At 75.6% G+C, this 13,263-nt stretch carries 14 protein-coding genes; 5 read left to right on the top strand and 9 right to left on the bottom strand.

Features of this window, described 5'->3' with window-relative positions; genetic code table 11:
- Nucleotides 1-7: 7 nt before the first annotated feature.
- Together ACWDXC_RS35155 and ACWDXC_RS35160 are read right to left on the bottom strand one after the other, a co-directional pair.
- Nucleotides 8-2,728: an AAA family ATPase gene (locus ACWDXC_RS35155; RefSeq protein ID WP_449989422.1), complete on the bottom strand. Its 2,721-nt coding sequence runs from the start codon at nt 2,726-2,728 to the stop codon at nt 8-10.
- 33 nt (nt 2,729-2,761) lie between these two features.
- Nucleotides 2,762-3,811, bottom strand: a complete 1,050-nt coding sequence (locus ACWDXC_RS35160; RefSeq protein ID WP_449989423.1) for an FAD-dependent monooxygenase — start codon at nt 3,809-3,811, stop codon at nt 2,762-2,764.
- A gap of 58 nt (nt 3,812-3,869) precedes the next feature.
- Here ACWDXC_RS35160 and ACWDXC_RS35165 point away from each other — a divergent pair, with 58 nt between their 5' ends.
- Complete coding sequence (locus tag ACWDXC_RS35165; protein WP_357587936.1) at nt 3,870-4,445, top strand: TetR/AcrR family transcriptional regulator; 576 nt, start codon at nt 3,870-3,872, stop codon at nt 4,443-4,445.
- Here ACWDXC_RS35165 and ACWDXC_RS35170 read toward each other — a convergent pair.
- From ACWDXC_RS35170 to sigJ, 4 genes are all read right to left on the bottom strand, one after another.
- Complete coding sequence (locus ACWDXC_RS35170; RefSeq protein ID WP_449989426.1) at nt 4,430-5,044, bottom strand: DJ-1/PfpI family protein; 615 nt, start codon at nt 5,042-5,044, stop codon at nt 4,430-4,432. The two genes, ACWDXC_RS35165 and ACWDXC_RS35170, sit on opposite strands and share 16 nt — an antisense overlap.
- Complete coding sequence (locus tag ACWDXC_RS35175) at nt 5,041-6,003, bottom strand: GlxA family transcriptional regulator (protein ID WP_449989429.1); 963 nt, start codon at nt 6,001-6,003, stop codon at nt 5,041-5,043. The genes ACWDXC_RS35170 and ACWDXC_RS35175 overlap by 4 nt, the downstream gene beginning before the upstream one ends.
- Before the next feature lie 72 nt (nt 6,004-6,075).
- On the bottom strand, nt 6,076-7,176 hold the full coding sequence (locus tag ACWDXC_RS35180) for an NAD(P)/FAD-dependent oxidoreductase (RefSeq protein ID WP_449989431.1): 1,101 nt from the start codon (nt 7,174-7,176) through the stop codon (nt 6,076-6,078).
- Between the two features lie 75 nt (nt 7,177-7,251).
- Nucleotides 7,252-8,130, bottom strand: coding sequence for an RNA polymerase sigma factor SigJ (gene sigJ / locus ACWDXC_RS35185; RefSeq protein WP_449989617.1), 879 nt, complete (start codon nt 8,128-8,130; stop codon nt 7,252-7,254).
- Between the two features lie 65 nt (nt 8,131-8,195).
- On the opposite strand from sigJ, the gene ACWDXC_RS35190 reads away from it, so the two are divergent.
- Together ACWDXC_RS35190 and ACWDXC_RS35195 are read left to right on the top strand one after the other, a co-directional pair.
- Nucleotides 8,196-8,660 (top strand): MarR family winged helix-turn-helix transcriptional regulator, encoded by a 465-nt coding sequence (locus ACWDXC_RS35190; protein WP_449989434.1) that lies wholly within the window; start codon nt 8,196-8,198, stop codon nt 8,658-8,660.
- Nucleotides 8,661-8,758: 98 nt separating this feature from the next.
- Entirely contained in the window at nt 8,759-9,664 is a 906-nt protein-coding gene (locus ACWDXC_RS35195) for an LLM class flavin-dependent oxidoreductase (RefSeq protein ID WP_364180079.1), read from the top strand.
- 4 nt (nt 9,665-9,668) lie between these two features.
- Here ACWDXC_RS35195 and ACWDXC_RS35200 read toward each other — a convergent pair whose 3' ends face one another.
- Nucleotides 9,669-10,385, bottom strand: coding sequence for a TetR/AcrR family transcriptional regulator (locus tag ACWDXC_RS35200; RefSeq protein WP_449989437.1), 717 nt, complete (start codon nt 10,383-10,385; stop codon nt 9,669-9,671).
- A gap of 100 nt (nt 10,386-10,485) precedes the next feature.
- Here ACWDXC_RS35200 and ACWDXC_RS35205 point away from each other — a divergent pair, with 100 nt between their 5' ends.
- Nucleotides 10,486-10,770: a hypothetical protein gene (locus ACWDXC_RS35205; RefSeq protein WP_449989440.1), complete on the top strand. Its 285-nt coding sequence runs from the start codon at nt 10,486-10,488 to the stop codon at nt 10,768-10,770.
- On the top strand, nt 10,767-12,323 hold the full coding sequence (locus ACWDXC_RS35210; RefSeq protein ID WP_449989443.1) for an FAD-dependent monooxygenase: 1,557 nt from the start codon (nt 10,767-10,769) through the stop codon (nt 12,321-12,323). The genes ACWDXC_RS35205 and ACWDXC_RS35210 overlap by 4 nt, the downstream gene beginning before the upstream one ends.
- Here the strand turns inward: ACWDXC_RS35210 and ACWDXC_RS35215 are convergent.
- Complete coding sequence (locus tag ACWDXC_RS35215; protein WP_449989445.1) at nt 12,301-12,909, bottom strand: DUF2867 domain-containing protein; 609 nt, start codon at nt 12,907-12,909, stop codon at nt 12,301-12,303. The two genes, ACWDXC_RS35210 and ACWDXC_RS35215, sit on opposite strands and share 23 nt — an antisense overlap.
- A 13-nt stretch (nt 12,910-12,922) precedes the next feature.
- Nucleotides 12,923-13,210: an antibiotic biosynthesis monooxygenase family protein gene (locus ACWDXC_RS35220; protein WP_219507604.1), complete on the bottom strand. Its 288-nt coding sequence runs from the start codon at nt 13,208-13,210 to the stop codon at nt 12,923-12,925.
- Between the last annotated feature and the right edge of the window lie 53 nt (nt 13,211-13,263).

A 13,263-nucleotide genomic window follows, 5' to 3' on the forward strand; every position in this document is an offset into this window, starting at 1 on the left:
CACGATCTCACAGGTCCAGATCTTTCAGCTCGCCGCGGGAGGCGATGCCGAGCTTCGGGTAGGCCTTGTACAGGTGGTAGCCGACCGTCCGGTGGCTGAGGAAGAGCTGCGCGGCGATGTCGCGGTTCGACAGGCCCCGCGCGGCCAGCCGGGCGATCTGCAGCTCCTGCGGGGTGAGCGCGGAGGCCGCGCCTTCGGCCTGCTCGGCGGCCTGGGCGCCGGTGGCGGTCAGCTCGGCGCGGGCGCGGGCGGCCCACGGCCGCATGCCGAGCCGGTCGAAGACCTCCAGGGCGTCGCTCAGCGAGCCGCGTGCCTCGGCCTTCCTCTTGGCCCGGCGCAGCCACTCGCCGTGGAGCAGCGCGGTTCTGGCGTACTCCAGCGCGCGGCCGTCCTGGTCGTGGCGTCCGAGTGCCGCCGTGTAGAGCGCCTCGGCCCGGTCGTCGTCGGCGAGCAGCGCGCGGCAGCGCAGGACGAGCGCGTCGGCCCACGGCTGCCGGACCGTCTCGGCCCACCGTTCGAAGCGGGCCAGCGGCTCGGCGGCGCGTTCGGGCGCGCCCACCCGTACGGCGGACTCCACGAGGTCGGGGGTGGAGCGGGTGGCGCAGATGTGGTGGCGCATCGGCTCGCGGGTCAGGCGCTCGAAGCGGGCCAGCGCCGCCTCGGCGCGGCCCAGACCCAGGTCGAGCAGGCCGAGCGACCAGTGCGCCCAGGGCGCGCCGGGGGAGACGGCCCCGGCGGTGGCTCCGGCCAGCCCCGCCTCGGCGTGGCTCCGGCAGGCCGCCTCGTCGCCCTCGGCGGCGGCGAGGTAGGCGAGCACGCTGCTGAACTGGCTGACCCACTGCTGCTGGCCGGTGTCGCGGGCGAGCCGGAGGGCCTCGGCGGCCGTGGCGAGCGCGTCGCGGTGCCGTCCGGTGAACACCTCGCCCTCGGCCACGAAGAACAGCACCGTGGGCAGCCGCCCGGCGCCGCCCCGGTCCCGCTGCTCGGCGGCGAGGGCGGTGGCCAGCTCGTAGGCGTCGGCGTCCTGGCCCAGCACGAGCGCCGCGCCGCAGAGGATCATCAGCACCTGGCCGGGGACCTCGCCCCGGCGCCGGATCGCGGCGAGCGTACCGGCCAGCGGCGGCGGCCCGCCGGCCCGGCCCGACGGGTCGAGATGGACCAGGTACGGGCCCACGGGGGCGAGCGGGTCGGCGTCGTCCAGCGGCAGCGCGGCCAGCCGGTCCAGCGTGCCGGCGAGCTGCTGTTCGCCCAGGTACCAGGCGGTGTGCACGGCCTGGACGAGCAGCGTGGCGGCCTGGCCGGGGTCGCTGTCGCGGACGAGGCCGGCGCCGTCGAGCAGCAGCCGGTGGGCGGCCGGGTAGGCGCCCTGCCAGAAGTCGGCGAGCGCGCGCACCTGCGCCATCCGCGCCCGTACCGCCGGGGGCCTGTCCGGCCCGGTCGCGCGGTCGCCGAAGGCGCGGGCGCGGTCCATGTCGCCGGCCTCCAGCGCCGCCTCCGCGGCCAGGGCCTCGCGGCGGGCCCTGGCGGAGGGATCGGCGCTCAGCCTGGCGGCCCGCTCGTACGCGGCGGCGGCCGCCTCGTGGCCGCTGCGCTCGCGGGCGCGGGCGGCGGTGCGTTCGAGCGCGGCGGCGGCCTCCTCGTCGGCGCCGGTGGCGGCCGCCGCCAGGTGCCAGGCACGGCGGTCGGCGTGCTCGGGCGAGCCGAGCGCGGCGGCGAGCGCGCGGTGCGCGGCGAGGCGTTCGCCGAGCGGCGCGCGCTGGTGGACGGCGGCGCGGATCAGCGGATGGCGGAAGCGGATCACGGTGCCGTCGGCGTCGCCGCGCACCACCAGGCCGGCCCGTTCGGCGGGGGACAGGTCCTCGACCGTGGCGCCCAGCTCGGCGGCGGCGCGCAGGATCACGGCCAGCTCGCCGGTCTCGTCGGCCGCCGCCACCAGGAGCAGGCTCTGGCAGGCCGCGGGCATCCGGCTGACCTGGCCGTGGAAGGCCAGTTGCAGGCGGCCGGTGAGGGGCAGCGCGCCCGGCGCGAACGCGCTGCCGCCCTCGGCGGCCAGCGCGATCGGCAGCTCCAGCAGCGCCAGCGGGTTGCCGCCCGCCTCGGCGAGCAGCCGGAAGCGGACGGCGGGCGCGAGCGGGTGCCGGTCGAGCAGGGCCGCCGCGGCCTCCGGGGCCAGCCCGGACAGGCGCAGCTCGGGCAGGCCGGGGGCGGGGAAGGAGCCTTCGCCGTCCCGCGCCGCGAAGATCATGACGATGCCCTCGGCGTGCAGGCGCCGGGCGGCGAACAGGAGCGCGTCCCGTGACGCCCGGTCGAGCCACTGCGCGTCGTCGACGAGGCACAGCAGCCCCGTCTCACCCGCGTGCTCGGCCAGCAGGGAGAGCGCGGCCAGCCCCACCAGCATCGGCTCGGAGCCCGTCGCGGGCCCGAGCCCGATCGCCCCCTCCAGGGCCGCGCGCTGCGGGCCGGGCAGCGCGCCGAGTGATCCGAGCGCCGGGCGCAGCAGCAGTTGCAGGCCCGAGAACGGCAGCTCCGCCTCGAACTCGACCCCCGTGCCGCGCACCACCCGCAGGTCGCCCGCGGTGGCGGCGGCGTGGTCGAGCAGCGCCGTCTTGCCGATGCCCGCCTCGCCGCGCAGCACCAGCGCCGAGCTGGCGCCGCCCCGAGCCGCCGCCAGCAGCTCGGCGATCGTGTCCTCTTCGGGCTTTCTCCCGTGCAGTTCCCCCGCGCCCATGCGCCCCATCCTGGCATTCTCCGCGAACCGGGTTCACCGCCTCCCCAGGCGCATGAGGGCGTTGCGAGGCCCGGCCAGGCGGCCCGCTCCGGCCAGGCGCGTCATCCAGCGCGAGGCGGTGACCATCCGCTCGGCCGCCGGACGCCGCCCGGCGTCGTACAGGCGCAGCGCCCCGGGCACGTCGCCGGGGTGGTCGCGCAGGCAGGCGGCCAGCGCGGTCGCGTCGAGCAGTGCCTGGCAGGCGCCCTGCCCGAGCGCGGGAGTCATGGCGTGGGCGGCGTCGCCCAGCAGGGCCACGTTGCCGGTCACGTACGAGGCCAGCGGCGGGGCGAGGTCGTGGACCTCGTGCCGCAGCACGGCGTCCTCCTCGGCGGCGGCGAGCACGCGCGGGATCGGGTCGTGCCAGCCGGCGAAACGGGCGCGCAGGTCGCCGAGGGTCTCGCGCACCCCCTTCGGGGTCCGTACGGGCGCGTACCAGTTGGTGACGCCGGGGGACTGCGGCGTCATGCCGAACATCTGCCCGCGCCCCCAGGTCTCGCCGTACTCCTGCGGCTCGAAGCCGTGGACGACGCCGCGCCAGGCGACGATGCCGGCGTAGCGGGGCCGGGTCGGGGCGGCGAAGAACGCCCGGCGCACCGCGCTGCGCACGCCGTCGGCGCCGATCACCAGGTCGTGGGAGTCGCGCAGCGCGGCGGGGTCGGTGATCTCCACGCCGGTGCTGATCGTCGCCGGGTCCACCTCCTCCACCAGCATCTCGATCAGCGACACGCGCGACAGCATGCGGACGGGCGCTCCGCCGCGCCGTTCGATGCGCTCCAGCGGCAGGTCGGCCAGGTGGCGGCCGTCGGGGGTGCGGATGCGGGCGTGCCGGTAGGGGACGGTGCGCTCGCGCAGCCGTTCGCCCAGGCCGAGGCCCGCCAGCGCGGCCTGGGCGTCGGGCCGGATGCCGAGGGCCGTGCCCTCGGCGACGATGCGCGGCCAGCGTTCGAAGATCGAGACCTCCCAGCCGATGCGGCGCAGGGCGATGGCGGCCGTCAGCCCGCCGACCCCGGCTCCCACGACGGCGGCTTTCCTCATTCTCATCACCCCAAATGTGGTACCACGTTTGTGGTGGTTGTGTCGAGCGGGAGAATGGGCCGTCATGGTGGAGAACAGGGACCGGCGCGACCGGCTGCGCGACGCGGCCATCGAGGTGCTGGCCGGGGAGGGCGGGCGCGGGCTGACCCACCGCGCGCTGGACCGGGTCGCCGGGCTGCCGGAGGGCACGGCCAAGAACTACTTCCCGACCCGCGACAGCCTGCTGCGGGCCGCCGCCGAGCGGTGCGTGGAGCGCTACTGGAGCGACCTCCAGCAGGCCGAGGTGCACGACGTGGACGGACTGCTCGCGCTGCTGCGCCGCATGATCGACCGGGCGCTCACGGACAACCGGTCCCGCATCCTGGCCTACCTCGAACTGCACGCCGAGGCCGCGCGCAACGCCCAGGTGCGCGAGACCCTGGCCCGCCTCACCCGCGCCGACCTCGACCTGCACCTGGCCGCCCAGCGGGCCGCCGGGCTCCCGGCCACCCGGCACGGCGCGGCCACGGTGACGCTGGCGATCAACAGCGCGCTGACCTATCTGCTCACCCAGCCGCCCGACGTCCTGGCCGCCTACGGCCTCGACGACCTGGACGCCTTCCTGGCCCGCCTCGTCTCGACGGCCTACCCGCCCGCCTGAAGCGGCTCGTCGGCCAGATACGGCGGGGCGGGGTCGTACTGGATCTCGCGGCGGACGGCGCGCGCGTGGTCGCGGCCGTGCAGCCGGCCGACGAGCCACAGCGCGCTGTCGATCCCGGCGGACACGCCCTGGGTGGAGATCACGTTGCCGTCCACGACATAGCGGGCGTCGCGGACGACGGTGACGTCCCCGCGCGCCTCCAGGGCGTCCTCGTAGGCCCAGTGGGTGGCCACCCGGCGCCCGCGCGCCGGTCCGGCGGCGTGGAGCAGGAACGCCCCGGTGCACACGCTGGCCACCCAGGTGGCCTGCTCGGCGGTCTTGGCGATCCAGCCGGTGACTGCCGGGTTGTGCGGCTGGACCTCGCGGGCGCCGCGCCCGCCCGGCACGAGCAGGACGTCCAGCGGCGGGCTGTCGTCCAGGGTGCAGTCGGGCAGCACCCGCAGGCCCTTGCTGGCCCGGACCGGGCCGGGCCGTTCGGCGACGAGCACCGCGAGGTCGGCGTCGGCGCGCAGGATGGCGGAGGTGGTGAACACCTCCCAGGGCCCGGCGAAGTCCAGCTCCTCGACGTCGTCGAAGATCAGCAGTCCGTACGTGGTCACGGATGTCCTCCCGTGGTGGATCGGAAACGGTCTCGGTAGTCGGAGGGCGCGACGCCCAGGCGGCGGTGGAAGCTGCGCCGCAGGGTCTCGGCGGTGCCGAAGCCGTAGCGGCGGGCGATGACGTCGACGGGGTCGCCGCCGTCCTCCAGGGCCCGCTGCGCCGCCTCCACCCGGACCCGCTCGACGTAGGCGCCGGGCGGCAGGCCGAGCTCGGCGGTGAAGCGGCGTTGCAGGTGGCGGGGGCTGAGCCCGGCGTGCGCGGCCAGGTCGGTGATGTCGTGGCGGGCGCCGGGGTCGGCGTGGATGGCCGCCACGGCCCGGCGTACCGGGTCGGAGGAGGGCTGCGCGGACCACAGCCCCACGCTGAACTGCGACTGGTTGCCCGGCCTGCGCAGGAACAGCACGAGCTGGCGGGCCACCTCCAGCGCGGCCCGCTGCCCGTGGTCCTCCTCCACCAGCGCCAGCGCCAGGTCCATCCCGGCGGTCACCCCGGCCGACGTCCAGACGGGCCCGTCACGGACGAAGATCGGATCGGGGTCGACGGTGACCTCCGGGTGTTCGCGGGCCAGCCGCTCGGCCCTGGCCCAGTGGGTGGTGGCACGGCGACCGGCCAGCAGCCCGGCCTCGGCCAGCAGGAACGCCCCGCTGCAGACCGAGGCGACCCGCCGGGCGCCGTCGGCCGCGGCGGCGATCCAGCCGGTCAGCGCCGGGTCGTTCCTGGCCTCGTAGACGCCTCCGCCGCCCGCGACGACCAGCGTGTCGAAGCCGGCGGGCGGGAGGTCGGCGACGCCGTGGGAGGCGTGCACCGGCAGGCCGTGCTCGGCGCGGACCGGCCCGGGGACGGGGGCGACGATCGCGCAGTCGTAGCCTCCGGCGAGCTGGAACACCTCGTGCGGCCCGACCAGGTCGAGCGACTGGAACCCCTCGTAGATCACGAAGGCGATGCGGTGTGCTTGCACCCTTCCACGGTCCAGCCCGCGCCCCGATGGCGTCAACGACACGCACCCCACAGATCGCGCCATCGGCCCTCGTCAGGGCGACAGGTGGGGGTGCCGCATCCGCCAGACGGTGCCGCGGGTGATGACCTCCTTGAAGAGCGCGGAGGGCCGCCCGGTCAGGACGGGCCCGCTCGGGCTGTCGTCGGCGCGGGTGAACTGCGTGACGCCGTCGTGGCGGCCCAGGCTGATGTTCTGCCACACGTACCGGATCCGCGCCGGTCGCGGGGCGCGGCCGGTGAGCAGCGCGGCCGCCGCGTCGCCCGCCTGGAGGCCGAGCGGCAGGCCGGTCTGGCACGACATGCGCGAGCCCCGCACGGCGGCGGCGTCGCCGGCGCCGAGCACCTCCGGATGCGAGAGCGAGCGCAGGGTCGCGTCGACCAGCATGCGGCCGTGCTCGTCCGTGGCCAGCCCGCAGGCCGCCGCGAGCTCCGGGACGCGGAACCCGGCCGCCCACACCACCGTGTCGGCGGGCACCTCGCCGCCGTCGCGCAGGAGCAGCCCGCCGGGGCCGACCTCGGCGACGGGGGCGTGCTCGCGCACGGTGACGTCCAGCCGGTCGAAGGCCCGGCGCAGGTGGCGGCGGGCCCGCGCGGACAGCCCGGCCCCGATCGGGCCGCCGGACACCAGCTTGACCTCCAGTCCCGGGCGGGCCGCCTTGAACTCGGCCGCGGCCTCGATCCCGGTCAGCCCGCCGCCCACCACGGCGACCGACCGCGCCGCCGCCAGCCGGGACCGCAGCCTGGCCGCCTCGCGCTCGGTGGCGACCGTGTACGCGTGCTCGGCCAGCCCTCGCGCCGCGCCGAGGTCGGCGCCGCTGCCGAGCGCGTAGACCAGCACGTCGTAGCCCAGCTCGTACGGGGCCGCGTCGAGCCGGACGACCCGGGCGGCGAGGTCGATCCCCGTCACCGTGGCCACCGCGAGCTGCACCCCGGCGCCGTCGAGCAGGCCGCGCAGGGGCAGGTCGGGCAGCCGCTGCCCGGCGGCGAGCTGGTGCAGCCGCACCCGCTCCACGAACCGGTCGGCCGCGTTCACCAGCGTCACCCGGGCCCCGGTGCCGCGCAGCCGCCGGGCCGCCCGCTTGGCCGCGCCCAGACCGGCGTAGCCGCCGCCCAGCACCACGATGTGTCCTGTCATGGTTCCTCCCGTTCGAAGTCCCCACCTGAACCGGCGAGCCGGGCGATTCGTGACAGCGTCGCGCTGTGAGCGTGCTCACACGAGCTGGGCGGCGGCGAATGCCAGCTTGTCCGGGTTCACCATCGTCCGCACCGCGGTGACGCGCCCGCCGGCGATCTCCACGGCCATGACCGCGCGCAGTTCGCCGTCGTGCCGCAGCAGCGCCGCGTACTCGCCGTTGACCTCGGCGATCACGGCCGTCACCGCCGCCGCCTCGGGACGGAGGCCGAACCCGCCCAGGTAGCGCAGCACCCTGGCGCGCCCGCGCACCGGCCGCCGCGCCGCGGTCGAGCCGCCGCCGTCCGCCCAGGCGACGACGTCGGCGGCCAGCAGCCGTTCCAGGCCCGCCACGTCGCCGTCCAGGGTCGCGGCCAGGAACTTCTCGACGATGCGGCGGTGCTGGTCGCGGTCGGCGTCGAAGCGCTTGCGCGCCGCGCCGACGTGCTCACGCGCGCGGCGGTGGAGCTGGCGCGAGTGCGCCTCGCCGAGTCCGAGCATGGCGGCGATCTCGGCGTGGCTGTGCCCGAACGCCTCGCGCAGCACGAACACGGCCCGCTCGGCCGGGCTCAGCCGTTCCAGCAGGACGAGCAGGCCCAGCGACACCGACTCGCGCTGCTCGACGGTCTCCAGCGGCCCGAGCGCGCCGTCGCCGGTGAGCACGGGCTCGGGCAGCCACGGCCCCGCGTAGCTCTCCCGCCGCCGCCGCGCGGAGGCGAGCTCGTTCAGGCACAGGTTCGTGATCACCCTGGTCAGCCAGGCGGCCGGCACGTCGGCCCGGCCGGCCTGACGCCAGCGCAGGAACGTCTCCTGGACCAGGTCCTCGGCCTCGGCCGCCGAGCCGAGCAGCCGGTAGGCCAGACCGAACAGCCTGGGCCGCTGCTCCTCGAACACGGCTTCCAGCGTCTCTTCACCCATCGCTTCCACGCGCCCGATGCTAGGCCGCCGGGTAGTTCGTGGCGCGAATTTGTTACGCTTGGCCGATGAGTGAGAATGTCGCCGGCGAGATAGGGGCGGTGGCCGCGCTGGTGCGGTCCACGTTCCTGGTCAATGCCGTGTACGTGGAGTCGGCCCGCGAATACGGCATCACCCAGCAGCAGGGTCAGTTGCTGTGCGTGCTGATGGCGCAGCCTTATGGCATGACCGAGCTGGGCGGGGTGCTCGGCCTGGCCAAGTCGAGCCTCACCGGCCTGGTCGACCGGACCGAGCGCAACGGCCTGGTGGAGCGCAGGCCCGACCCCGACGACTCCCGGGCGGTGCGGGTGGCGCTCACCCGGCGCGGCGCCAGGCTGGCCGACGAGTTCTACGCCGAGACCTGCCGCCGCGTCGAGGAGCTGACGGCCGGGTTCACCGCCGCCGAGCGCGACACGCTGGCCGCCCTGCTGGGCCGCGTGGTGACCGACAACCAGGTGCCGACCGTCTTCCTGGAGCCCGATCAGGTGCGCTGAGACGAAAGCCGGAATTTGCGGTTCGTGCCACGAACTAATATGGTTCGTGGCACGAACCGCAATCCTTTTCGGGCGCGGCCTGAGGGAAAGGCAGAACCATGTCCGCACATGACGTCGTCTTCGGCTTCGGCGCGCATTCCGGCATCGACGACGTGCCGGAGCTGTTGCGCATGGCCCAGCAGGCCGACCGGGACGGGCTCGACATCTTCACCCTTTCCGACCACCCGTACCTCGGCGGGCGCCTCGACGCCTACGCCGCGCTCGGCTTCCTGCTGGGCCGCACCGAGCGCATCGCGGGATTCGCCAACGTGACCAACCTGCCGACCCGGCCCGCCCCGATGCTGGCGCGGACGGTGACGTCGCTGTCGGCGCTGTCGGGCGGCCGCGTCGTGCTCGGCATGGGCGCGGGCGGGCTGTGGGACCGCATCACGGACATGGGCGTGCCCCGGCTGTCGCCGGGCGCGGCCGTGGACGCCTTCGAGGAGGCGATCGTCCTGGTCAAGCTGCTGTCCGGCGGCGGCCCTCCGGTCACCTACGAGGGAACCCACTACCGAGTGCGCCGCATCGAGCCAGCGCCCGTCGCCGCGCCGCCGGTGTGGACGGGCTCGGTCGGGCCGAAGTCGCTGGCCGCCACCGGGCGGGTGGCCGACGGGTGGATCCCCGGCCACGCGGCCGACTGGCTCAGCGAGCGCTACCGGACCTCGCGTCCCGTCATCGACGAGGCGGCGGCAGCGGCAGGCCGGGACCCGGGCGAGATCCGTACCGTGTTCAACCTGCCCGGCCGCATCACCGACCGGCCGCTGCCCGCCACCCGCGACCGCGACGGCCGGTGGATCGGCGGCTCGGTGGCGCAGTGGGTCGAGGAGCTGACCGGGGCGGTGCTGGAGCACGGCGCGTCCGGCTTCACGCTCTTCGACACCGGCCACGGCGCCGCCGACCTCACCCTCCTGGCCCGCTGGGGCCAGGAGGTCGCCCCCGCCGTCCGCGAGGCCGTCGCGAAGTAACCGCTCAGGCCCGGCCGGCGGGCCCGCCCTCACGGGTCCCACCGCCTCGGGCGCGGTCGCCGGCGTCACGGATCCCACCGCCTCGGGCGCGGTCGGCGGCGTCCAGGGCGGGGGCGAGGGGGGCGAGCGCGGCGCGGAGGAGGTCCGGGAGCGACCCGGACGGCACGACCAGCCCACCGGCCGTGACGGACGAGACGGCCGCGCTCAGCCACCGCTCCAGCGCCACGCGGACCGCGGCGGCGACGCTCGCGGCGAGCACCCGCGCGGTGTGCTGATGCTCGCCGCCGTCACCGACGCGTGCGACGATGGCGTCGGTGAGGGGGTGCTCGATCGCGGTGGTGGCCTCGACGAACGCCTCGCGCAGCGCGGGACGGGTGGTGATCAGCAGCAGCGCGTCCCGGCCGGCGGCGTCCGGGGCGGTGTACTGGCCCACGACCGCCTCGATGACGGCGTCGGCGAGCCCGACGCCGTCGGGCCGGGCGGCCACCGCCGCCGCCACCCGCGCCTCCCGGTCGCCGGTGACGGCGGCGACGATCGCCTGTTCGCGGCTGGAGAAGTAGTTGTTGTACGTCCTGGGGGAGACCCCGGCGGCCTCGGCGATGTCGTCGACGCGGACGTTGTCCGGTCCGCGTTCGAGCGCCAAGCGCAGGGCGGCCGTGCGCAGGGCGTCCCGGGTGGCCTGCTTCTTCTGCTCGCGCAGCCCCGTCCGTCTCGTCGTCACGGGCCTAGCATCCCATCTTTCGATGCGCGTACGCAAACTTGCGTGCACGCACTTTTCTGGCCTAGCGTGAGCGTCCCATCCCACCGGAAGGACCCATGCCATGAGAGCCAAGGGCATCACGTACGACACAGGGTTCGTACGCAACGGAGGGCTGTCCCGCGAGCGCTTCGACCCGGACGTGGTCAGGCGTGAGCTGGGCATCATCCGGGACGACCTGCACCGCACCGCGGTCCGCGTCATCGGCGGCGACCCGGAGCGGCTGGAGCTGGCCCCCGGGGAGACGCTGTCGCTGTTGGCCGACTGCGCCGGGCGGGCGGAGCGGATCCGGCGGCAGGGCGCCGAGGTCGTGTTCCTCGCCGGCCACTACCACGGGAGCACACGTTGATCACCGAGGTCGTCATCGCCGGCGGCGGCCCGAACGGGCTGATGCTGGCCTGCGAGCTGAGCCTGGGCGGCGTCCGGCCGCTCGTGCTGGAGCGGCTGCCGCAGCCGAGCGACGAGCCGAAGGCGAACGGGCTGCTCGGCCAGGTCGTCCGCATGCTCGACCACCGAGGATTGTGCGAACCCCTCAGCGGCAGCGCGGAACCGCCGCGGCCGAACTCCGCCTACTTCATGTTCGGCGCGCTGGGCCTGGACCTGAGCCTGCTGGAGCACAGCCCCGTCCACACCCTGCCGGTGCCGCAGCGGCGCATCGAGCAGGTCCTGGAGGAGCGCGCCATCGAGCTCGGCGTGGAGATCCGGCGCGGCCACGAGCTCACCGGACTGGCGCAGGACGGGGACGCGGTCACCGCCGACGTTGCGGGCCCGGACGGCACGTACCAGGTGCGGGCCCGCTACCTGGTCGGGGCGGACGGAGCGCACAGCGCCACGCGCAAGCTCGCCGGCATCGGGTTCCCCGGCGTCACCTACGACCGCATGACCGTGCGCTCGGCGCACGCGACGGTCCCGGCGGACTGGGTCGATCCCGCGACCGGCGCGCTGCACGTGCCCGGCTACGGCGCCGTCGCGCCGTTCATGCCCCACCGCACCGAGCGCGGCGGGTTCTCCTACGCGCCGATGCCCGGCCACCCGCCGCTGGTCAGCACCACCGAATGGGACCAGCCGGCGACCGCCGCCGCGATGAGCCTGGAGGAGCTGCGGGCGAGCGTCCGCCGGGTCCTCGGCGCCGAGGTGCCGCTCGGCCCGCCCAGCGGCCCGGGGCCGCACGCGCTGCGCCGGCTGACCGGCGGCAACACCCGGGTGGCCGAGCGGTTCGCCGACGGCCGGGTGTTCCTGATCGGTGACGCCGCCCACGTGTACGCCGCCACCGGGGGCGGTCCCGGGCTCAACCTCGGCCTGCAGGACGCGGTCAACCTCGGCTGGAAGCTCGCCGCCGAGATCCGGGGGAGCGCCCCGCCCGGACTGCTGGACACCTACGAGCCGGAGCGGCGCGCGGCCGCCCGGCGCATGGTGCTGAACGCGCAGGCGCAGGCGGCCCTGATCGCCCCCGGCAGCGATGTCACCGGCCTGCGCGAGGTGTTCGCCGAACTGCTCCGCGACCCCGGCGCCGTGCGCCGCCTGGCCGAGCTCACCGCGGGCGCCGACGTCCGCTACGACCCGGGCGGCGCCGAGGCGCACCCGCTGACCGGCCGCTTCGCCCCGGACCTGGACCTGCGCACCCCCGCCGGACCGGTCCGCCTGGCCGAGCTCACCAGGAGCGCGCGGCCCCTGCTGCTCGACCTGACCGACGACGCCTCACTGGCGCGGGCTCTCGGCCACGACCAGGTCGACGTCGTCACGGCCCGCGCCGAGGCTCCCGCGCCGACGGCCCTGCTCCTGCGGCCGGACTGCTACGTGGCCTGGGCGTCCGCGTCTCCCCGGCCCGGCCCCGCGGAGGTCGAGGCGCTCCGGGCGGCCCTGCGGCGGTGGTTCGGCGTCAGCGAACCCGCCCGTACGTGAGCTCGGCGCGGTCACGCCAGGCCTGCTCCCATCGGCGGGTCATGGCCGGGTAGACGACGAGGTAGCGGAACGGCTTGATGAGGGCCATGTACGCCCTGCCGAACAGGCCGTTGGGCTTGACCAGGGCCGCCATGCGCAGTTCGTACTCGCCGTCGGCGGTGGGCACCCAGCCCAGGTGGCAGACGGTGTGGACGGTCTTGTTGGCCAGTTCCTGGGCGGATTCCTCGGCGATCGCGTACAGCGGTGTGAACGGGATGTTGGGGTCGTTCACGCCGGGGGAGCGGCGCAGGTCGGCGGGCAGGCGGTCGAGCAGGGAGCCGACCCGCCCGCCGAGTCCGGCGCCGGGCTCGTCCCAGCCGAACAGCGCGCCGAGCTTCCACCGGACCGCGAACAGGAACCGGACCGGCCAGGACTGATATTGCGGCGCGGTGCGGGCACGCAGCGCGGCCAGCATCGCGGGGAAGTCGTCGGGGCCGGCGCCGGGCGTGCGGAAGGCCCACACGTCCTCGATGCGGAAGTCCGGGGCGATCTCGTGGATGCGCCACGGCCGCGAGGTGTGCTCGGTGACGGGGAGCCTCATGGACATGTCGGCCGCCCCGTCACCGCGACACCAGGAAGGTGACCTCGCGGGGCCGGACCTCGAGGTCGCTGATGCCGTCGGGCGTGGCGCCGATCTCGCGGCCGATCCGGGCCGCCGCCTGGAACGCCTCCTCGGACTCGAACTCGCCGGTGGTGACGACGGCGTCTCCGTCCGGGGTGACCCAGACCCCGACGGACACGAAGCCCGGCTGGCTCCGCGACATCTCGGCGACCTGGTGGCACTCCTTGACGAACGCCTCGAGGTGCTCGGGGGCGGGGTAGTGGAACGCGACGAAACCGAATGACATGACGGGTTTCCTCTCTCCGTTATACGGTGCCGTATAACGTAAGGTTAGACCTG

Source organism: Nonomuraea sp. NPDC003214 (genome assembly GCF_053590035.1).